Annotated in this window: 14 protein-coding genes; 8 read left to right on the top strand and 6 right to left on the bottom strand. The window is 46.3% G+C overall.

What is annotated here, in order from left to right; genetic code table 11:
* Nucleotides 1-30 precede the first annotated feature (30 nt).
* The 7 genes from ABDW02_RS08275 to ABDW02_RS08245 all read left to right on the top strand — a co-directional run bounded on the left by ABDW02_RS08275 (nt 31) and on the right by ABDW02_RS08245 (nt 7,103).
* A complete protein-coding gene (locus ABDW02_RS08275; RefSeq protein WP_343634011.1) occupies nt 31-237 on the top strand; it encodes a hypothetical protein in 207 nt (68 codons plus the stop codon).
* A 93-nt stretch (nt 238-330) separates the two neighbouring features.
* Nucleotides 331-1,239 (top strand): helix-turn-helix transcriptional regulator, encoded by a 909-nt coding sequence (locus tag ABDW02_RS08270; RefSeq protein WP_343634009.1) that lies wholly within the window; start codon nt 331-333, stop codon nt 1,237-1,239.
* Nucleotides 1,240-1,378: 139 nt separating this feature from the next.
* Nucleotides 1,379-1,714, top strand: a complete 336-nt coding sequence (locus tag ABDW02_RS08265) for a hypothetical protein (protein ID WP_343634007.1) — start codon at nt 1,379-1,381, stop codon at nt 1,712-1,714.
* 107 nt (nt 1,715-1,821) lie between these two features.
* Entirely contained in the window at nt 1,822-2,361 is a 540-nt protein-coding gene (locus ABDW02_RS08260; protein ID WP_343634005.1) for a 2'-5' RNA ligase family protein, read from the top strand.
* A 133-nt stretch (nt 2,362-2,494) separates the two neighbouring features.
* Nucleotides 2,495-4,516, top strand: a complete 2,022-nt coding sequence (locus tag ABDW02_RS08255) for a hypothetical protein (protein WP_343634003.1) — start codon at nt 2,495-2,497, stop codon at nt 4,514-4,516.
* Nucleotides 4,517-4,722: 206 nt separating this feature from the next.
* Nucleotides 4,723-5,577 carry a LytTR family DNA-binding domain-containing protein gene (locus tag ABDW02_RS08250; protein WP_343634001.1) on the top strand — a complete coding sequence of 285 codons (855 nt, stop codon included), beginning with the start codon at nt 4,723-4,725 and terminating at the stop codon, nt 5,575-5,577.
* Between the two features lie 125 nt (nt 5,578-5,702).
* Nucleotides 5,703-7,103, top strand: a complete 1,401-nt coding sequence (locus tag ABDW02_RS08245) for a S41 family peptidase (RefSeq protein WP_343633999.1) — start codon at nt 5,703-5,705, stop codon at nt 7,101-7,103.
* Here ABDW02_RS08245 and ABDW02_RS08240 read toward each other — a convergent pair.
* The 5 genes from ABDW02_RS08240 to ABDW02_RS08220 form a co-directional block, all read right to left on the bottom strand.
* Nucleotides 7,097-7,549, bottom strand: a complete 453-nt coding sequence (locus tag ABDW02_RS08240) for a hypothetical protein (protein WP_343633997.1) — start codon at nt 7,547-7,549, stop codon at nt 7,097-7,099. The two genes, ABDW02_RS08245 and ABDW02_RS08240, sit on opposite strands and share 7 nt — an antisense overlap.
* Nucleotides 7,550-7,628: 79 nt before the next feature.
* Nucleotides 7,629-8,297, bottom strand: a complete 669-nt coding sequence (gene pdeM, locus ABDW02_RS08235; protein ID WP_343633995.1) for a ligase-associated DNA damage response endonuclease PdeM — start codon at nt 8,295-8,297, stop codon at nt 7,629-7,631.
* Between the two features lie 43 nt (nt 8,298-8,340).
* Entirely contained in the window at nt 8,341-10,791 is a 2,451-nt protein-coding gene (locus ABDW02_RS08230) for a ligase-associated DNA damage response DEXH box helicase (RefSeq protein WP_343633993.1), read from the bottom strand.
* Nucleotides 10,784-12,385 carry an ATP-dependent DNA ligase gene (locus ABDW02_RS08225; protein ID WP_343633991.1) on the bottom strand — a complete coding sequence of 534 codons (1,602 nt, stop codon included), beginning with the start codon at nt 12,383-12,385 and terminating at the stop codon, nt 10,784-10,786. The genes ABDW02_RS08230 and ABDW02_RS08225 overlap by 8 nt, the downstream gene beginning before the upstream one ends.
* Complete coding sequence (locus ABDW02_RS08220; RefSeq protein WP_343633989.1) at nt 12,382-13,374, bottom strand: ligase-associated DNA damage response exonuclease; 993 nt, start codon at nt 13,372-13,374, stop codon at nt 12,382-12,384. Before ABDW02_RS08220 ends, ABDW02_RS08225 begins: the two co-directional genes overlap by 4 nt.
* Nucleotides 13,375-13,605: 231 nt before the next feature.
* Between ABDW02_RS08220 and ABDW02_RS08215 the strand changes: the two genes are divergently transcribed.
* Nucleotides 13,606-14,382, top strand: a complete 777-nt coding sequence (locus tag ABDW02_RS08215; protein WP_343633987.1) for an SDR family oxidoreductase — start codon at nt 13,606-13,608, stop codon at nt 14,380-14,382.
* A gap of 82 nt (nt 14,383-14,464) precedes the next feature.
* On the opposite strand, the gene ABDW02_RS08210 is transcribed toward ABDW02_RS08215, so the two are convergent.
* Complete coding sequence (locus tag ABDW02_RS08210; RefSeq protein WP_343633985.1) at nt 14,465-20,872, bottom strand: choice-of-anchor Q domain-containing protein; 6,408 nt, start codon at nt 20,870-20,872, stop codon at nt 14,465-14,467.
* Nucleotides 20,873-21,036 lie beyond the last annotated feature (164 nt).

The following is a 21,036-nucleotide window of genomic DNA, read 5'->3' as shown; positions in this document are numbered from 1 at the left end:
AATTCCGTTTCGCATCCAAAACAAGACAACATGAACAAGCCGTTAAAACACCCGGAAAAGCTTCCCATCGGTTTAATGATTCTTTCAAATGCCGTACCTCCAATAGGATTTTACCTGAGCTACAAATACAGAAAGGAGTTTCCGGGAAAGGCCCGGACAGCTTTTATGAATGCCCTGATTGGTATACCGCTTGGTCTGATTGGCGGTTATTTGGTACAAACCTGCATATTGGTTTAAAGAAGAAAGATGAGATGGCATTGATGGAAATCCCTTTTCTTGCTTTACTGATCGGAATAAAATACCCGTTTGGAAATTAATTAACTTTATGAAATGGCAACGATGAAACCGCATAGAATACAATCAATAACAGAAATACACCGTTTGATGGGGCTGCCAAAGCCTCAGCATCCGCTCATCGGTATCGTGGATTTAGCGAGATTGAGAAACGAATCAGAAGTAAATGCGGTAATTTTTGACCTCTATGTCATATCCCTGAAAAGAGGTTGCGATAAACTGCACTACGGACAACAAAAATACGATTTTGATGAAGGTCTGATGGCATTTCTGGCACCCGGACAAATTCTGCGCGGGGAAGAAAAAGGTGTTCCGTCAAACCTCGAAGGCTGGATGCTGTTTATACATCCCGATTTCCTGTGGGGAACTTCACTGGCTCATAAAATAAAGAAATACGAATTCTTCGATTATTCCGTAAACGAGGCCTTGTTTCTTTCCGACAAAGAGGAAACGATCATCAACGAGATAGCAAAAAATATTCGGAATGAATACCATTCAAACATGGATAAATTCAGCCAGGATATTATCATTTCGCATCTGGAAACGTTGCTGAACTACGCGGAACGGTTTTATCAGCGCCAGTTCATTACCCGTAAAATAACGAATCATCAGATACTTGACCGGCTGGAAAACCTGCTTTCGGACTACTTTAACAGCGATGATCTGGTGACAAAAGGTTTGCCGACCGTTCAATACATTTCGGAACACTTACATGTCTCAACGACCTACTTGCGCAGTTTGCTTAAAACACTGACAGGACAAAGCACCCAACAGCATATACACGACAAACTCATCGAAAAGGCCAAAGAAAAACTATCTACGACCAATTTATCCATCAGCGAAATTGCCTACGAATTGGGCTTTGAACATGTACAGTCATTCAGCAAATTATTCAAAACCAAGACGAATCAAAGCCCGATGGAGTTTCGATCAGCATTTAACTGAATAGCGGAATGCTACAACTGGTCGGTGTTAGATAACGGAATTACCGCTTTTGTGCTATCTTTGGCAGTAGAAATTGGTACACCGGGGATTTGAACCGCCACCTTAAATTCCTCCTTGAAATTAGTTGGCATTTGATAGTATGAGAACTCTTATTTACGTGCTGTGCATCGCAGCACTTTCATTTTCTGTTTCGTGCAAGAAAAAAGTTGCAACCGTTAACTCCGATTATGTCGGTTACTGGATGGGATATGATTCGGACAAAAGTTATTCTTTAGTAATCGGTTCGGACAGCAAAGGTGTTTATGAATCGTATGGAGTAGGTACAATTACAGTAAGAGGAACTGTAAAGATTAAAGGAGATAAGCTGAAGATTTTCACCAAAAAGTTCAGTGTAGACCAGGCACCTGCAAAAGATCCTTCGGATCCGTGGACCTACACCATGGTATTGGACGGAGTGGTTTATCAACGGAATTAATCGCATTCTAAAAACAAGGATAAAAAAGCATGATTCGTAATCCCGGATGATGCTTTTTTGTTTCACAACTGATGCCTATCTTTCCGGAGATTTATAACTTTCATAAGTTGGAAAAGCAAGACAACAACACCTGTTATTACCTGTTACTGAATCCGGATGCCGGATCAATGGAGTTTATGCTTCATAAAAAGACAGAAGCTGCACGTGCAGGAATTCCTGAAAAATATACGCAAACATCAAAACCGCATGTTACCCTGGTTTCCTGGGAAGATAAACCGGAAGCTGATGAATGGATGGTAAACGGAATTACGACGGTTCTTCAACGGTATGAACCGTTGGTTCTGCGGGCTGAAAAAGCAAATTTGGTTGGTCCGCAATGGGGAAAACACCTGATAGTTGATGTAACTGCTTCAGAAACCCTTTCTAGCATTATTGCCGACCTGAAAAAGGAAGTTCCCGGGGGAAGAAAGGGGAAATTGCACCTCACACTGGCTTACAAAATACCGGGCGATAAAATTCCTGAAACTCTTCCTGTAGCGAATTTTGATGTCGGGCGCGAACTGGTTTTCGATCACCTTACTTTGTTGAAATATACGGCAGAGCGGAAGTATATAGAGTTGGGCAAATTCACCCTGGCGAATCTTTAATCGATGCTATTTTTGATGAGAATCTCCACAAAAGAAAAAAATAGTTAGTTTAGACAGGCAAAAATGAGTTGTATCGGATTCGAGCTAATAAACGAAGAGATACAAGAACAATAATCACTATAAACTGAAAAAAATGTCTAATCAAATTACTATTCAGGGAAAATTATCCTTTAATCAATCCAATGATGTTACTGCTACCGTGAAATTGTGGGAGTCAAATGCTCAAAATTTGATAGGTGGGTGTGAGGCGACCGGGAATTTTTCTATAACAGCGACTCCTGAATCAACGGACTCCATTCTTTATATTACGGCGGAATTAAAAAGCTCCAAAGTGATGTTGTTGTCAGTTCTTTCTCCTGATTTCCGGGAAGAGATTGCGGCGAAAGGAGTGGTCGTGAATGAGTTTACTACGGTGGCATCTGCCTTTACCTGTGCCCAGTTCTTCAACGGGCTTCAATTGTCGGGAAATTTGCAGGGAATGACCATTGCCGCTAAAAACACTCCGAATCTGGTGAACCCGGTAACGGGAAGTTGGGGGCACGTTTTAATGGATCCGTTCAACATTACACAGAATGAAACGCTTGCCCGCCTGAACACATTGGCAGCTTTGATTGCCGCTTACGGTACAACAGCTTCAGCCGATTGGCAGAGCCAGTTTTTGAATTATTCAACACCATCAGGAGGTAACAGGCCTGTAAATACTGCTGAGGCGATGATTGGTATCGCACAATCTCCCTGGTTGCATCCGGCAGAATTGTATAACCTGTTCGACCAGGCTTACCCGCAACCGACCGATGGTTTTCCGGCCAAGCCGAATAGCAAAGTTCCTGCCAGCCGGAGAAGTTCTCCTTTTGTCCCTTATCTGAGTTTTGCCCCGGAAGATTTTGCGATGATCCTGGTTTTTGGTCAGGGTGGAATTTGCGCGCCCGGAAAACTAGCCCTGGACAAAGACGGGAACCTATGGACCGGTTTGAACTGGATGCCCGGAGCACAAAACGGGGTGTATCAGGGAATCGGCGGCGGACTCGTGAAGCTGGATTCAACCGGCCGGTTAATTTCACCGCCCGTTACCGGTTACACCGGAATGGGAGTGGATGGTGTAGGCTGGGGAACTGCAATTACCAATGCCGGTACCTGCTGGATAACGAGCTTTAACGGAGCTATCGGTGTATTTAACCTGGAAGACGGTTCTCCGGTTGTTGAACAAGTTCCGGAAAACATTGCTGAAACCTTAACTGCTATCGGTGGATTACAGGGAATTGGTGTGGCACCCAACGGAGATATTTGGGTTGCTGCAACATCATCGAATGAAATGCTCTGTTTTCCGGGTGGAGAGCTTTCCCAGGGTAAGGTTGTTACCATCATGGATCAAGTTGTCGCAGTAACGAAAGATGAACAGAAGAGTATGCTTTCCGCTCCTTTTGCAGCATCCATTGATAATTCGAACCGTGTATGGATCAGCAATACGAACAGTAAATCGCTGGTGCGTTATACTCCGTCCGAAGAAAAGGCAGAACGCTTCATCCTTGCCGGTGGCGGACGCGGTGTTGCATTGGATTCGAAAGGAAATTGCTGGGTGGCCTGTAATACAAGCCCGGATTTTCCGCCTACAACTCCTACGGACCATATTTCGATTATTGAGGGATTTGCCCTGGGTTATCCACACCTTCAGCAAACACTCGGACACAAGAATAAAACCGGTTCTGTTTTTATGATTCCTTCCGATGCCAATCCGGTTGATACGATTGACAAAACCACTCACGAATCCAATTTAACCCCTTTCGGAGACGGGGAACTGAATGCTCCGTGGGGAATCTCCGTTGACGGGAATGATGATGTATGGGTTGCTAATTTTATGGGAAGAGGCGTATCATTTATGGCCGGGGCTCCAAAAAGTGAGCGTACCGAAACCTTTAACACAGGTGATGTGATCCATACCATTCATTCGGGCAGTATCCAGATGCTCACTGATGTCATTGTTGACCAGGCCGGTAATCTTTGGTGCGCCAATAATTGGAACCTGCCACAAACGGTCATGCAAGCCAAACCCGATCCGGCTTATTCTACGTGGGGCGGGGGCTCCGGTGTGGTAGTCGTTTACGGAATAGCCAAGCCGGTCGAAGTTCCGCTTATCGGACCTGTCAATAGTCTTTAGGCACTGAAGTATCAATTGAAAATGGAAGCATTGTTCGCAGTGGCAGATGATGCTTTCATTATAATTATGCATTTGTTTACAAGATAAATAAAAAATAGAGCTGCGATCTTCCTGGTCTTAGAACCAGTTTCCAATGTGCGGTTAATCGCGTAAAACGCAACAAACTAAAAAAGTGCTTATTTTCGCCCATACAAAAGGCACAGATCTTGAACTTTTTAAACAAACAAATCCATTTTACGGTATCCGGAAGAAGAAGAGCACTGATTGGACTTACTTTGTGTGTTTATCTATGTTTTATCGTTATTGTGCTGCAGCCTTTCGATACCAGTCAATTTGATGCGGAGTACAAAACATTGCTGCTTTCCGGTTACGGTATTTTCGCCGGATTGGTATTTATCCTGCTGGGAAGATTTGAAAATGGCTGGTATCGCCGAACCGGAAAAGTCTGGACCGTCAAGCGGGAGATTCTTTCCACATTGTTATATCTGTTCGTTTCAGGATCGGTGCTCTATGCATACAACCGCACAATCGTTAATTACTTCCGGGAATATACGTTTTGGACTTACCTGCGTTTCATGAGTGTTACAGTGACCTGTATGGTTCCCGTGTTTGTCCCGCCCATGATTTACTTACGACAAAAATTGGGTGAAAAGATCGTTCCTCTGGCAGAAAGTTCCATGATATTGATCGGGGAGAATAAGCATGAAGTTCTGAAACTGGAAAAAGCGGATCTCTTGTTTGTGAAAGCTGTAGAAAACTACGTGGAGATCTGTTTCATAGATGAGTACCGGAAAGTAATCTCCCTGACATTCCGTCAAACCCTGTCGAATGTTTACGAACAGTTGCCGTTTTTGGAAAGATGCCATCGTTCGTACCTGGTCAATGCAGGAAACATCCGGGAAATCACCGGGAACTCGCAAGGCGCCAAAATTTCGTTTATGACAAGTGATAAAGAGATTCCGCTTTCAAAAACCTATTACAAACAAGTAAAAGCAGATTTCGACTCTGTTCAGTCAATTTTAAATAAGGAAGTACCGGGTCGGAATATTCTTTATAATTGATCATTCAGCAATGATCATTTAAAATCTACTCTGTTCGTCAAAAAAGCTAATCATTTCATCACAATTTCCAGCCGGGTAACGGATTTCGTGTTTTCTTTGATCACACAATTAAATCGGTTACACGTATGTTCAACAATGCACAACTGAAATTCATCGGGTTGAATTTCGCACTGTTTTTTCTTTTTACACCAGCTTTCGCCCAAAACAAAGCGGGACATTTTAAAAGCGACATCGATTTTGGTGGCGGTACCGTTATTTCCACTTTTTTGGACTTGAGCACCACGAAAGATCAATTTAAGATCAGTTCTCCCAAAAATGCAGATGTCCGCATGCTGGGAGGTAAGGCAAGATTGGGAAGAATGATGGGCAAATTGCCGAAAAAAGGGATCATAGTGAATATAAAAGGAGTGCAGCAGGGAGATAGTTTGGTGGGGGAAACAGCTATCCCGATGTTCGGAAAACTGAACTTCCGGGGAATCGTGCACAACCAAAGCTTAAGCGGATTATTACTCAATGCGGACGGAGCAACTATCGGTATCCTGAAGGGAATTGCTTCTTCTGAAGACAAGAACGACTATACGCTGCTGGGACGGGAACTGATCAAAACCATCACCGATAATATCTATTCCAAACAGCCGCTGAAAACCAAAGAATGGAAGAAATTCGAGAAAAAACTGGAGAAACTCTGCGGTAGGGCACACGATGATATTGAAGTGTTTTTTGGTTTCAGCATGATGACTTCCAAACTTCCGTTTACGCATTTGAATTTGCTGGTGTCGGAAAAAGAGAATGAGAATGAGAATGAGAATGAGAATGAGAATAAGAATAAGGAACAGGTAACGGCGGATCAATCGGTGGTGTTTGAAGTAAAAAATGATTCTACGGCTTACCTGCAAATAAAGAACTTCACTACTTCAGCGGAAGAATTGGAAGCCATCTTACCCGGAATTGTGTCAAATACGTCCTATAAACACCTGATCATCGACTTACGGAACAATGGCGGTGGTGGTGTTGGCCCGGCTTTCGCACTGGCAAAATACATCGTAAGGGAAGACCTGGAAGTAGGTTATTTCCTCACGAACAAATTGAATTACTCGGGTTATCAGCCGGAATTGTTCCGCACCTTGCCGGAACTTCAACCTAAAAGCACCGAAGAATTCGGGAATGAACTGCGTGTTTCACCCGGGGCGAAGCTTATCTTTAAGAAGCCCGAAAACCCGGTATTCACCGGAAAGCTTTACATACTGACCAATCACTACACTGGAAGTACCTGCGAACCGATTGTCTACGTGCTGAAAAACAGGAAAAGAGCTACTGTTGTCGGCGAAAAAACCTATGGCGGAATGCTGGCTGCATATCCGTTCTATCTGCAAAAGAAATTCATGCTTCTGCTGCCGATTGCAGATTTCTATACCTACGATGGTGTGCGCCTGGATAAAGCGGGAGTAACTCCCGATGTGGAGGTGAAATCAGAGGATGCCTTAGACAAGACCCTTGAACGGATTAACTCCGGGAATAATCATTGACCGGGTACTTTTTGTGTGCCGGGAGATTTCCGGAAGAGTTTCGTGTAAAGAAATCCTCCGAAAAGTGCCAGAGGAATGCCCAAGCCTGCTTTGGTTAAATTATACCAGGCAAAAGTGTGGTTCCACAGAAGGGCAACTCCCAAAAGCCACATAATGGCTTCTTTGGATCCCATTAGAAAAGTTGCTTTCCGGGTATGTTCTTTGGCAATTCGGGCGGTTATTACAGCTCCCACAATGACATATATGCTGTGATAGATCAATTCGATGGTTACGAGTTCGGTATCGAATAAGGGTTTATGTATCGCCGGCATGATTCCGCAAAGGTGGAGAATTTCATGGGTGATAATGGATGCAATCATGGCAAACACGATGCCGGCTGCCACTCCCACGATCATTCTTACCCGTGAAGGATTGTTTTTTATCCAGCTTGCTATTTTTTTGCCCATACTTAAATATAGCCCAATTTCAGGAGTGCCTTGAACCTTTTAACGAATTATAAGAAAGGATAGCGGTTTCGTTTAGTTTTTAAGAATTCGATCGGTTGAACCGGATTTCCTTCACTTCGTCACCGATAATCGGGAAAATGCGGTTGTGCTCGTCGGGTTTCAGGATGAATAAACCCGTTAAACCTCCGAAAGCCGGTAAAGTGAGTACCGAGCGGGAATAATGGAAGCAGGGCAATTTGAATGTCTGGCGTGCGGGAGTGAAAATTTCGCAGCCCGGATGCACATGGCCGGCAATGTTGAGACAATCCTCAGGAACGTTTTCCAAAGGATGATGGGTCCCAATAATCCGGTTTCCCAACCGGAATTCATCTGTAGCATTGATTCCGAGCGAAGAGAATTTGGCTTTCCCCGGAAGATCGTGGTTTCCCATGGTGATAATCCATGCAATATGCGCATGTGCTTTGATAAACTCTTCGAAATGGAACCAGTCCTTGTTGAGGTCGCTGTGAAAGATATCTCCCAGCAAAATCACCTGTTGCGCATCATACCGGTCAATCAGCCGGGAGAGTTTGTCAAATTCCAGTGACAGGTCCGGTTGGGGAAGTGCAATGCCTGCTTTCCGGAAATGGGCCGCTTTTCCCAAATGCCAGTCTGCAATGCACAACGTTTGGAATTCAGGCAGGAAAACCGCCTTTTCGGGCAATAATTGCAATTCGGTTTGCTGGAGAACGATCTTCCCGGATTTCATAGTTTAAAGATACATAAAGATAAGAAAGGAGTGGTTTTGCTTGTTATTCCAGTTGTTTCTTCAGTTTTTCCAGCCTGGATTGCCAATCTTCGTTGCTGTAACGTTCCCGGAAGGATTCTGCGAAAACCGGGAAAGCGAAAGGAGTAAGGTGCTCCGGCGTTTTGAAGATGATGCGATGGGTAGAAATGCGTTCGAAGGCGGTGTACATACGCGCATATTCCAGCTGGAAATCATAGACCTCGTCGTAAGCTTCACGCAGGAGCAGGTTTGCCGGATCGTAATCTTCGAAAACAGAAAAGAAAAGTCCGGAATTGGCTTGCAGGTGCTTGGTTTTTTGAGGTTTGCCCGGAAATCCTTTGAAAACAAGCCCGGCGATTCCTGCAATATCCCGGAACTTGCGCTTGGCCATTTCCCCGATATTAATACCATGCTGAATGTCGTTCAGCAGGTTTTCCGGTGAAAACAAACCGTTCCCGATGAGGTTATGGATGTCATATTCAACATCCGTAAGCAGCTCAAAACCGTATTCATTCGAAGCAATGCTGAAAGTAGCTTTGGAAACCTGGCTCAGGCGGTATGCGATAACGGCTGCCATTCCTTCGTGGACTAATTTCCCCTCAAACGGAAATACAAACAGGTGAAATCCGCGTTTGGTAGCAACGTATTCCACCAGCAATTCATCTTCACCGGGAATAGCCGAAACTGCTTCCTGTTTTTCAAAAAGCGGATGCAGGAATCGGAGTTCTTCCGGCTGGTTCCTGCCTGGTTCTCGAATCTGCAGAAAAGTATGCCGCAAAGCCGTGGAAAAATCGGTTGTAATGGGAAAGCGTCCGCCTTTCCAGGATGGCACAATTCCTTTTTTCTGTACCGAAGGTTTTACAATGGCCTGCATGTCTTTTACCTGCACGAGTTCCAGCAGTCTTCCGCTAAAGAAGAAAGCCTCGCCGGGTTTGAGCCGCGAAATGAAAAATTCCTCGATGCTTCCCAGATAGCCACCTTTCCGGAATTTTACCTGCAACATGGCATCGGAAACAATGGCACCGATCCCAAGCCGGTGACGCATGGCAATTTGACGGCTGTTGACCTTATAAAGAGCCGGCTTTCCGTTTTCACCGGGAATGATTTCCACTTTGTGAAACTCGTCGTAAACCTGCAGGCTTTTACCGCCCTGTGTGATCATGAGCAAGCATTCGCTGAACTCTTCAGCTGTTATTGATTCAAAACAATGGGTGGATTTCACCTCCGAATAGATTTCTTCAGGGTGGAAACCGTCTGAAACCGATAGCGTTACCAGGTATTGCAGCAGTACATCGAACGAACGGATGTAGGGCTGACGTTGTTCGTACATTTTTTCGCTTACGGCATAGCGCATCGCTGCACCTTCCATGATCTCCAGCGAATGTGTCGGCAGGAAAAAGATCTTGCTGGTAGCGTCCGGTCGGTGGCCGCTTCTGCCTGCACGTTGCATAAAGCGCGCAATTCCTTTCGATGATCCGATCTGGACCACACAATCAACTGGCCTGAAATCCACACCCAGATCCAGGCTACTGGTACATACCACGGCTTTCAGTTTCCCGGTATGCAAAGCTTCTTCCACCCAAAACCGTACTTCTTCGCTCAGCGAACCGTGGTGCATGGCAATCTGCCCGGAAAGTTCCGGATCCGCTTCGATCAGCTGCTGGTACCAGATCTCGGCTTGTGAGCGCGTGTTGGTAAACAGCAAAGTTGATTGATGGGCATAAATAACGGGCAATACTTTATCGATCATTTTCACGCCCAGATGTCCCGACCAGGGAAACTTTTCAAGCGTGTCGGGCAAAAGCGTATGCATTTCCAGCTTTTTCCGGTTCACCGCCCGTACCATGATGCCCTGGTGATCTTTCCCCAGTAAAATGTCCATGGCTTGTTCCAGGTTTCCGATCGTGGCGGAGATTCCCCAGATCTGGAGTTTCGGGCAAATAGCTTTCAATCGGCTTAGGGCGAGTTCGATGAGTACACCGCGCTTGCTTCCTAGGAGTTCATGCCATTCGTCTACGATCACAAAGCTCAGTTCGCTGAAATAAGTTGCGTAGTCTTTGGAAGCCAGCAGTAAATGAACGCTTTCCGGTGTGGTGATCAAGGCCTGCGGTGATTGACTTTTCTGTTTTTGCCGCATTGCCGCGGAAGTGTCACCGGTGCGAAGCTGTACGTCGTAATCGAGGTCAAAATCGGTGCTGACTCTCTGTGCTGCCAGGTGGATTTCCCGCGACAAGGCTCTGAGCGGTGTGATCCACAAGCTATGTAGTTTGGGTTTTTCCCGGGTGCTTTTCGTTTTTTTGCGCTTTTTATAATAGTGTTCCAGCAGTCCGAACCAGATTGCATAGGTTTTTCCCGACCCGGTAGGCGCATTCAGCAAACCCGATTTTCCTCTAGCCATAGCCGCCCAGGTTTGTTCCTGGAATTTATGCGCTGTCCAGCCCCGGTTGAAAAACCACGTATTTCCCAGGTCACTCATGCGTATCGAATTTTAGCCAGTCTTTCAGATCCGAGATGGTGTTGGCTTCGGAAGCTTTTTTATCCTGCCGCCAACGCAAGATTCGTGGGAAACGCAAAGCAATTCCCGACTTATGCCGCGGACTCTCCGCAATTCCTTCAAAGGCGATCTCAAAAACCCAATAAGGTTTCACGCTTCTTACCGGGCCGAATTTTTCAACCGTATTGCGCTTCACCCAATTGTCGAGCGTCACAATTTCTTTATCTGTCAAACCGGAATAAGCTTTGGCAAACGGAAGCAGGTTCCCGTTTTCATCCCACACGGCAAAGGTGTAATCGGTAAACAGGTTGGCGCGCCGTCCGTGACCGCTTTGTGCGTAGATCAGCACTCCGTCAATTGTCATGGGCTCGGTTTTCCACTTCCACCAGTTACCTCGTTTGCGACCGATCTCATAGTTGCTTTCCCGGCGTTTGATCATCAGCCCTTCACACTGTTCCTTGCGGGCATTGATGCGGAATGCGGCTGCTTCTTCCCAGTTTTGGAAGGGCAGGTCTTCGGATAAAATTAAAATAGAATTGACGGGATAATTTTCCAGTAAACCGGTCAGCAGGCTTCGCCGTTCGGAAAGGGATTTCCGGCGCAGGTCTTCTCCCTGCCATTCGAGCAGATCGTAACAGACCATCACCAGCGGAACATCGGCCATGATCTTTTTGGAAAGGTTCTTCCTACCAATGCGCTTCTGCATTTCGTTAAATCCCAGATAATTGCCGTCGAGAAGCGGAATAATTTCGCCGTCTATAACCGTTCCTGCGGGCAGTATTTCTTTTAATGGATGGAATTCCGGGAATTTATCTGTCAGGAGGTCTTCACCGCGGCTCCAGACAAAAAGTTCATCGTTTCGCACAATGATCTGCCCGCGGATCCCGTCCAGTTTGCGCTCCAGGATCCAGTCGCTGATCGGCCCGAGGGTTTCGGGCAACGCTTCCAGTGGATAAGCTAAGTAAAAAGGGTAGGGTTGGTAATGTTTCCCGGTAAGTGATTCCCGGCCAAAAAGCGAATCCAGTGTTTCGTTTTCCGGTTTCCACTTGCCCATAAGCTGGTGCGCGATCTGTGCTTCGTCCATTTCAAGGAATTGAGCCAGTGCCTTGATGACCAATTGCCGCGAAACACCCATGCGGAAGTTTCCGGTGATCAGTTTATTGAACACAAAAAGTTCGCTGCCCGAAAGCGATTTCCAGTAATCCAGGATTTCTTCCTTGCGCTCTTCCGGTGAAAGAACAATGAGTCTCGACAAGTCTTTGATCAGTGTTGCAAGGTCCAGTTCGCGCTGCTGAACCGGAGGTGGAAGGAGCAATGCAATGGTTTCTGCCAAATCGCCGGCTATGTAATACGATTCGTCGAAGAGCCAATTCGGAATTCCGGCCAATTCAGCTGCCCATTCTTTGAGTTCGGTTGTTTTAACGGGCCTTTTGGGTTTGTTTCCCATGATCAACGCAATGGCGTGCAGGATATTCTCTTGCGAAGCCTGCCGGAAATAGGAAACGAGTGCTGCCACCTTTACGGTAGTCTTCGTGCTTTCGTCTATTGCGGTGAATAATTGGGTGAACAGCCTCATAAATCTTCGTCTTCTCCTTCGTGAAACAATGTTTTGACCTCATAAGCACTCAGCTGGTGCACTTCACGCACCCAGCGCGAAAATGCCGACTCGTAACCGTGCGTCACATATACATGTTCTGCGCCTGTGGCAAGAATAGCTTCGTTGAGCTGGTTCCAGTCGCAATGGTCTGAAAGAGCAAAGCCTTTATCCACTCCTTTTCTGCGTCTTGCACCGCGCAGGGCCATCCAGCCACTGCACATGGCAACTTTGTAAGGAGCCAGTTTCCGAAGCCAGGGAGTTCCGAAGGCAGAAGGCGGGGCCATGATCAGGGCCGATTGGATGCTTTTGCGATCCGTTTCGGCAGTAATGCGTGATCCCGGGAAATGGTATCCGGATTCTGTTAGTGCGTCGTTCACATTGGCTACTGCACCATGCAGGAAAATGGGCCCGTTACCCGGATCCAGTGCATTCAGGATTGCCTGTGATTTGCCCAGGGCATAACCCAAAAGCACGGTGTTTATTCCGTTGGCGGCATTTTGCGCCCACCATTGATTGATTTCTGCATACGTCTTTTCGGGTGGATCAAACCGGTAAATCGGTAAGCCAAAAGTGGATTCGGTCACAAAATGATGGCATTTTACGAGTTCGAAAGGTGCACTGATGCCATCGTCTGCCAGTTTGTAATCACCGGTTACTACCCAGATTTCGCCTTTGTATTCCATGCGGATTTGTGCCGATCCGATGATGTGTCCTGCTGGATGAAAACTCACCTTAACACCGTTGATGGAAATGGGTTCGCCATATGAAACACTTTCTACAGATATATCTGCTCCGAGCCGGAGTTTGAGAATAGGTTTCGTGTCGTGCTGACACAAATAGGCTTTGCTTCCCCAGCGCGCATGATCACTATGGCCGTGCGTAATGAGCGCCTTGTCCACCGGACGCCAGGGATCGATATAAAACTTTCCCGGTTGACAGTACATTCCCTTATCTGTGAATTTAAGCATACTCTCTGTTTAACGGATAAGTTAGTTATTTGAAAAATGATCTGTATGCAGGTGCCGGCAAGTATTAACGATTATTAAGAAAAAGCGGGGTTTTTAAAAATAGAGGAGCATGATAAATAGATCGTCGTACTATTTCTCCCAATAATTATATAAATCACACCTGTGATTTTGTAAGATTCCCGCTTCCCGGAAGGTTATTTTTCGAAGAAAAATAAATAACTGGCTGAATACATGAAAAAATTGATGGATTATTTACCGGTAACAGTGGCAGATAAAAATGTCCTGGTTACCGGAGGAACAGCAGGGATCGGGCGGGCTACAGCACTTTTGTTGGCTTCTTTGGGAGCTCGTGTTATGATCTTCGGAAGACACAGGGAGGAACTGGATGAAACTCTGGGAAAGTTGAATGAAGCCTGGGGAGAACGGGATAAAACAGGAAATAACAAAGTAATAGGTATGATAGCTGATGCTTCCGAGAAGGATGATGTAGCAGCAGTTTTTAAAAGATTTGATGACGAATTCGGTACGATAGACGTGCTGATCAACAATGCGGCAATCGGTTACGGAAGTGTTCTGGAAGGAAGTCATGAAGACCGGAATTACATGCTGAGCACCAATGTGGACGGTTACCTGATGTGTGTTCATGAAGCAGCTAAACGAATGAAGCAGAACGGCAGCGGCCACATTATCAATATCGGTTCCATGAGTGCTGAAACCAGGGATGGCGGAAGTTCGATGTATGTAGCCGCCAAAGCAGCTATACAAGGTTTCTCGGTTTCCCTGAGAAAGGAATTGAACCCATACAATATTCATGTAACGCTGATTGAGCCGGGTGCTGTGCTTACGGATATGCAGGAAGGTTTTGTGGAAGATCTGGAAAAGAAGGTACAAAACGAAGAAATGCTGGAGGCACAGGATATTGCCTGGGCTATTATTTTCTGCCTTTCGCAGCCCAAACGGTGCAGCATTGTGAGTTTACAGATCAAACCTTTGATGCAGGAAATCTAGAAGTAGGAAACTTATTTCGGGTAAAACAAAAAAAAGCACTCCCGGAGGAATGCTTTCTGATGATATACAGGTGCGAAATAAGTTATTGTTTCACGATCTGAAGGATCGCAGATTTACCTTCCTGGCTTACAAGTGTCAGTGAATACACACCGCGTGCTTCCGGCATATCCAGATCAATGGATTGCGCTGCCTCGTAACGGTATTGGTTGACCATTCTTCCAAGTGCATCGCGCACGGTAAGCGTGATGTTGTATTGCGTTTCTCCCAGGTCAACTCTTACGTTGCCGGTTGTCGGATTCGGGTATGCTTTCAATTCAGCTTCGAAAGAAAGATCCTTCAAGCCAACGTTTGCAATGTTTACACAAGCACTGGTGTCGGTGCATCCGTTTGCTCCGGTAACGATTACCGCGTAAGAACCATTTACTACCGGAGTATAACTTTGGGAAGTAGCACCGTTGATCGCTGTGAACGAACCGTCGCATTTCACCCATTGGTAAGTGCCTCCCGATTCTGCAGAAGTCATGGTAGCACCTTGTACTGTTACAGTTGCATTCACAGATTGAATCGTTAAGTTCAAAGTCACCGTTGAGTCACAACCTGCTGCGTTTGTTCCGATCCAGGTATAAACTCCGGAAGTGGTATAAGTTGTTCCGTGCCAGGTGTATGAACCACATTCCGTTTCAGAAACAGTAGAAGTTGTTGGCTGAGTGATTGTTAAGTTCAAAGTCACTGTTGAGTCACAACCTGCTGCGTTCGTTCCAATCCAGGTGTAAACTCCGGAAGCAGTGTAAGTAGTTCCGTGCCATGTAAATGAACCACATTCCGTTTCAGAAACAGTAGAAGTTGTTGGCTGAGTGATTGTTAAGTTCAAAGTCACTGATGAGTCACAACCTGCTGCGTTCGTTCCAATCCAGGTGTAAACTCCGGAAGCAGTGTAAGTTGTTCCATGCCAGTTGTAAGAACCACACGCAGTTTCAGAAACCGTGCTTGTTGACGGTTGCGTAATCGTTAAGTTCAAAGTCACCGTTGAGTCACAACCTGCTGCGTTTGTCCCGATCCAGGTATAAGCTCCGGAAGTAGTGTAAGTCGTTCCATGCCAGTTGTAAGAACCACAAGCTGTTTCAGAAACCGTACTTGTTGACGGTTGCGTAATTGTTAAGTTCAGAGTGACTGTTGAATCACAACCAGCCGCGTTTGTACCAATCCAGGTATAAGCTCCGGAAGTGGTGTAAGTTGTTCCGTGCCATGTGTATGTACCGCACGCAGTTTCAGAAATCGTGCTTGTTGACGGTTGAGTAATCGTTAAGTTTAAAGTAACAGTTGAATCACAACCCGCCGCGTTTGTACCAATCCAGGTATAAACTCCGGAAGCGGTATAAGTTGTTCCATGCCAGCTGTAAGAATTACAAGCAGAAGCAGAAACGGTACTTGTTGTCGGCTGCGTAATCGTTAAGTTCAAAGTAACGGTCGAATCACAACCTGCCGCGTTTGTCCCGATCCAGGTATAAGCACCTGAAGCAGTATACGTTGTTCCATGCCAGTTGTAAGAATTACAAGCAGAAGCAGAAACGGTACTTGTTGTCGGCTGCGTAATCGTTAAGTTCAAAGTAACGGTCGAATCACAACCTGCCGCGTTTGTCCCGATCCAGGTATAAGCACCTGAAGCAGTATACGTTGTTCCATGCCAGTTGTAAGAACTACAAGCAGATGCAGAAACTGTTGAAGTGGTCGGTTGCTTGATAATCAGGTTCAAAGTGACTGTTGAGTCACAACCTGCCGCGTTCGTGCCAATCCAGGTGTAAGCTCCGGAAGTGGTATAAGTTGTTCCGTGCCAGTTGTAAGAGTTACAAGCAGAAGCAGAAACGGTTGAAGTTGTCGGTTGCGTAATTGTTAAGTTCAAAGTCACCGTCGAATCACAACCTGCCGCGTTTGTCCCGATCCAGGTATAAGCTCCGGAAGCGGTATAAGTCGTTCCATACCAGTTGTAAGAACTACAAGCAGAAGCAGAAACAGTGGAAGTTGTCGGCTGTTTGATAACAAGGTTCAGAGTAACCGTCGAATCACAACCTGCCGCGTTCGTTCCATGCCAAACGTAAGCACCTGAAGCGGTATACGTTGTTCCATGCCAGTTGTAAGAATTACAAGCAGAAGCAGAAACCGTTGAAGTGGTCGGTTGTTTGATGGTTAAATTCAAAGTCACCGTTGAGTCACAACCAGCAGCGTTTGTCCCGATCCATGTATAAGCGCCTGAAGCAGTATACGTTGTTCCATGCCAGTTGTAAGAGTTACAAGCAGAAGCAGAAACGGTGGAAGTTGTTGGTTGTTTGATTGTCAGATTCAAAGTAACCGTTGAGTCACAACCTGCCGCGTTCGTACCAATCCAGGTATAAGCACCTGAAGCAGTGTAAGTCGTTCCATGCCAGTTGTAAGAACTACAAGCAGAAGCAGAAACTGTTGAAGTGGTCGGTTGTTTGATCGTTAAGTTCAAAGTCACTGTTGAATCACAACCTGCCGCGTTCGTTCCAATCCAGGTATAAGCACCGGAAGTAGTGTAAGTTGTTCCATGCCAGTTGTAAGAGTTACAAGCAGATGCAGAAACCGTTGAAGTTGTCGGCTGTTTGATTGTCAGGTACAGAGTAACCGTCGAATCACAACCGGCTGCGTTTGTCCCGATCCACGTGTAAGCACCTGAAGCAGTGTAAGTCGTTCCATGCCAGTTGTAAGAACTACAAGCGGAAGCAGAAACGGTTGAAGTTGTCGGTTGCTTGATAATCAGGTTCAAAGTAACAGTCGAGTCACATCCTGCTGCGTTCGTACCAATCCAGGTATAAGCTCCGGAAGTCGTATAAGTCGTTCCATGCCAGCTGTAAGAATTACATGCAGAAGCAGAAACAGTTGACGTGGTCGGTTGCTTGATTGTCAGATTCAAAGTAACCGTCGAATCACAACCTACCGCGTTTGTCCCGATCCACGTGTAAGCACCTGAAGCAGTATACGTTGTTCCGTGCCAGTTGTAAGAACTACAAGCGGAAGCAGAAACAGTGGAAGTCGTCGGTTGCTTGATAATCAGGTTCAATGTTTCTGTCAACACACATCCGGACGCATTGGTTCCTGTCCAGGTATAGGTTCCGCCTGTCGAATAAACGGTTCCGTGCCACGTGTATGTGCCGCATGCTGCAACAGTACTGCTGGAATTGGTCGATTGATTGATGATCAGGTTCAGAGTTACCGCCGAATCACAACCTGCAGCGTTCGTTCCATGCCATACGTATGCCCCGCTTGAGGTATACGTGTTTCCATGCCAGGTATAGCTGTCACATGCTGTTGCAGAAACCGTGCTCGTTGTCGGTTGTTTAATCGTTAAGTTCAGTGTTACCGCCGAATCACAACCCGCTGCATTGATTCCGTGCCAAACATAAGAACCGCTGGTTGTATAAGTTGTTCCGTGCCAGTTGTAAGAACTACACGCAGAAGCGGAAACCGTTGAAGAGGTCGGTTGCTTGATCGTTAAGTTCAAAGTCACTGTTGAATCGCAGCCGGCTGCATTTGTTCCGGTCCAGGTATAGGTTCCGCCCGCGGTGTACGTTGTTCCGTGCCAGGTATAGCTGCTGCATGCACTTGCCGTAACAGTGGAAGTGGTTGGAAGTTTGATCGTTAAATTCAGGGTTGCCGTTGAATCACATCCTGCTGCATTGGTCCCGTTCCAGGTATAAGTCCCCGAAGCAGTGTAAGTAGTTCCGTTCCAGGTATAGCTATTACAAACGGCAATGGTGGTATTGGAACTTGTTCCGCCGCTCAAAGTAAGGCTCAGGGTAACAATACTGTCACAACCTGAAACGTTGGTCAGTGTGTCTTTATAGACACCCGCCGCAGTTAAAGTCATTCCATTGAAGGAATAAGAACCTCCCGGACAGATAGAAGCTGTAATGGAAGTTTGATTGATACACGGATCCAGCTCGTAGGCACCGATATCGATGGTGGAATTCAGGATACGCGGATTTCCGTCCAGGTCAAGAGTTACCCCGGCAGGAATGTAGGTATTGTTTCCATGGTTGATAGCGATGGAGTTTGCCGCTACGTGGAAATCATTCGCTGCCGTATCTGCAAAGAAAGGAGGGAGGTTGTAGTTCGTTGCCCCGTTCGGGAAATATTGGATGATACTGTTGAACGGAAGGTAAGAAGCCTGCCCGAAATAATTGTCTGTAGACTCGTTGTAGTAAACGATTGAGTTGTAAAGGCTTTTGTTTGAATTGTTGTAAACTCCCGCACCTTTATCGTCTGCACTGCTGGTACTGTTTGATTTATTTTCAGCAACCGTAAGGCTCGACATGGTAGATGTTCCGGTGTTATAGATCCCGCCTCCGTAAGCTTTACTCGGGGCCATAACGGCGTTACCGGTAATCAGGCAGTTGGAAATAAATCCACTGGCAGCCGTGTAAGCTCCACCTCCATAAACGTCGCCTTTCAGTGAGCGTGCCAGGTTATTCTGGATCTTTGTCCGGAAAATATGACCGGCACTCGAAAAATGGATCCCGCCTCCTGAATTGGTAGGAGCGTTCGGATTAGCGATGTATGACAGGTTATTGGAAATGGTACATCCGTCTACATGAACCTGGTAAGCAGTGTACGTATTTTCAATCGAAACACCACCACCTTTGGTCGCACTGTTGTTGATATTCGAATAAGCTGCTGAATAGGTAGTATTCCCGCTAAATTCACAGTTCAGTAATTTGGAAGGCCCGGTAGCCGGTGCTGAAGAGAATTCTACACAAAAACCGCCACCTTTGGTCAGTGCCTGTGTAGCATAACCGGTATATTGTGCATTGGCATTTCCCAGGTTGTAATTGTTCAGGAAAGAAGAATTCTTGACATTGAAATACGTAGAAGTATAGATCCCGCCTCCATAAGCAATGGCATGCTGGTTATTGAACGTAGCGTAATTCTCCGTGTTGTAGTTCATGGAATTGTAGATCTGGTTGTTGTTAAACGTACAGTTATCTACATCCAGAGAGTTTGAAGTTGCTAATCCGCCTCCGTATCCGCCCGCCTGCGAAGCTGCAATACTGGTATTGGTACAGGTCATGGTGATGGAGTTGTCATTGAACTGGGATCCTGTAATAATAAGGGATGAAGCGGTGTATAATCCGCCCCCTCTTCCGGTAGCACTTGCCTTGGTGGAAGTCATGGAGTTATTGGAAAACTGGCAGTTACTGATCTCAAAAGGCAACGCACCGAAAATGCTTGACAGGTAAGCTCCTCCACCGTAATTCGTTCGTCCTCCGGTCAGGGTGTTATAGTTGAACTGGGAATTCGACAGGTATGCTTTTTTGGTTTGATCGCAATAGAACCCGCCACCGTAGGTATTTACACCTCCTGTAACGGTGTTTGTCAGGAATTCACAGTTTGCAATGCGCAGGGTATCTCCGAAGAAATAAGCTCCTGCACCGTAAGCTTCCCCGTAAGAAGTATTCGCTGCAACGGCCTGGCAGGCGTTGTTGTTGAATTTGGATCCGCTCAGTAAAAGCGTATTTGCAGTAGTTCCGTAGCAGTAAAAACCACCACCCTGTGCGTAAGTGCTCAAAGATCCGTTCTTGGTAATAGTATTGTTGGTGATCTCCGTGTTGGTTACTGTCACGTTGGAAACACCGGAGCGCTTCAGGCAAACACCTCCTCCGTAAACATCCCCGTATCCGCCGGATGCAACCGCGTTGTTGGTAATGAAGCTGTTGGAAATCTGAACAGAACTGGAGTTACAATAAAGTCCGCCGCCGCCAAGAAAAGCGCCGCTACCGCTGTAATACGTAGTTGTTTCCGCAAGCGTGTTGTTGCGGATCACCGAATTGGTTAACGTGAAAGCACCGCTGTTGTCAATGCAAAGTCCACCACCGGCTCCTCCCGGAGTTCCTTCGGCAGAGCTCACGTTATTCATAATAATGACATTGCTCAGCTGCACGGTTCCACTGTTCTGGATGAAGATCCCTGCACCTTTCCCGCGCACCACACCGGCACGCGAGTTACCACCAACGATCTTGATCCCGTCAATAAAAACGGAAGTGGTGTTTCCAACCAGGTACATCACCCGGTAAGCATTGTCAGAATTCGTTCCCGCCACACCGATATCCCCGGAAAGGATCGTTTCATTGGTGCGGTTCGCCCCCGAAGCATTCGGAGTGAGGCCCACACGCTGGCTGAGGCTGGTTTCAGTACCGGCAAAATTCCCGTAAAGCTTCACATTGTCGCCCAAAACAAAGCTGTTGTTCGGGTCGTTCATATCGGAAGTGTAATACGTTCCGGCAGCCACCCAGATCTCATCGCCGCTCGCAGCAAAAGCAAGCGCCCATTCCAGGTTGGTGTAAGCATTGGCCCACGAAGTACCGTTATTGGCACCCGTAGCATTTTGCTTTACGTAGATACGGGCCGCAAACGCATGGGAGCAGCTGGTAACCAGGCATAAAGCAAGGAGTAATCGAATAAATGATCTGTGTTTCATCAGGCAGAAAGATTTTAATTCTTTAAAACGGGTGCAAAATTACCCTTTTCATAGCGAAATAAATACCTCCGCAACAATCAAAATCGCAGGAATTTATATTAGAACCCATTTAATTGGGATTCGTCCGGAAATGTGAAGTATTCGATTGCAACAAATGATCTTCA

Origin of the sequence: Fluviicola sp. (assembly GCF_039596395.1) — a bacterium.
GTDB lineage: Bacteria > Bacteroidota > Bacteroidia > Flavobacteriales_D > Crocinitomicaceae > Fluviicola.
The sequence above is the reverse complement of the archived record's forward strand: the minus strand, read 5'-3'. Positions and strand labels throughout refer to the sequence as shown.

What these genes read in the sequence shown, in the direction of transcription:
- ABDW02_RS08215 (WP_343633987.1), top strand. Translation starts at nt 13,606, where the DNA reads ATGAAAAAATTGATGGATTATTTACCGGTAACAGTGGCAGATAAAAAT.
- ABDW02_RS08240 (WP_343633997.1), bottom strand. Translation starts at nt 7,549, where the DNA reads ATGGGCAAAAAAATAGCAAGCTGGATAAAAAACAATCCTTCACGGGTA.
- ABDW02_RS08265 (WP_343634007.1), top strand. Translation starts at nt 1,379, where the DNA reads ATGAGAACTCTTATTTACGTGCTGTGCATCGCAGCACTTTCATTTTCT.
- ABDW02_RS08255 (WP_343634003.1), top strand. Translation starts at nt 2,495, where the DNA reads ATGTCTAATCAAATTACTATTCAGGGAAAATTATCCTTTAATCAATCC.
- ABDW02_RS08230 (WP_343633993.1), bottom strand. Translation starts at nt 10,791, where the DNA reads ATGAGTGACCTGGGAAATACGTGGTTTTTCAACCGGGGCTGGACAGCG.
- ABDW02_RS08275 (WP_343634011.1), top strand. Translation starts at nt 31, where the DNA reads ATGAACAAGCCGTTAAAACACCCGGAAAAGCTTCCCATCGGTTTAATG.
- ABDW02_RS08245 (WP_343633999.1), top strand. Translation starts at nt 5,703, where the DNA reads ATGTTCAACAATGCACAACTGAAATTCATCGGGTTGAATTTCGCACTG.
- ABDW02_RS08220 (WP_343633989.1), bottom strand. Translation starts at nt 13,374, where the DNA reads ATGCTTAAATTCACAGATAAGGGAATGTACTGTCAACCGGGAAAGTTT.
- ABDW02_RS08270 (WP_343634009.1), top strand. Translation starts at nt 331, where the DNA reads ATGGCAACGATGAAACCGCATAGAATACAATCAATAACAGAAATACAC.
- ABDW02_RS08225 (WP_343633991.1), bottom strand. Translation starts at nt 12,385, where the DNA reads ATGAGGCTGTTCACCCAATTATTCACCGCAATAGACGAAAGCACGAAG.
- pdeM (WP_343633995.1), bottom strand. Translation starts at nt 8,297, where the DNA reads ATGAAATCCGGGAAGATCGTTCTCCAGCAAACCGAATTGCAATTATTG.
- ABDW02_RS08210 (WP_343633985.1), bottom strand. Translation starts at nt 20,872, where the DNA reads ATGAAACACAGATCATTTATTCGATTACTCCTTGCTTTATGCCTGGTT.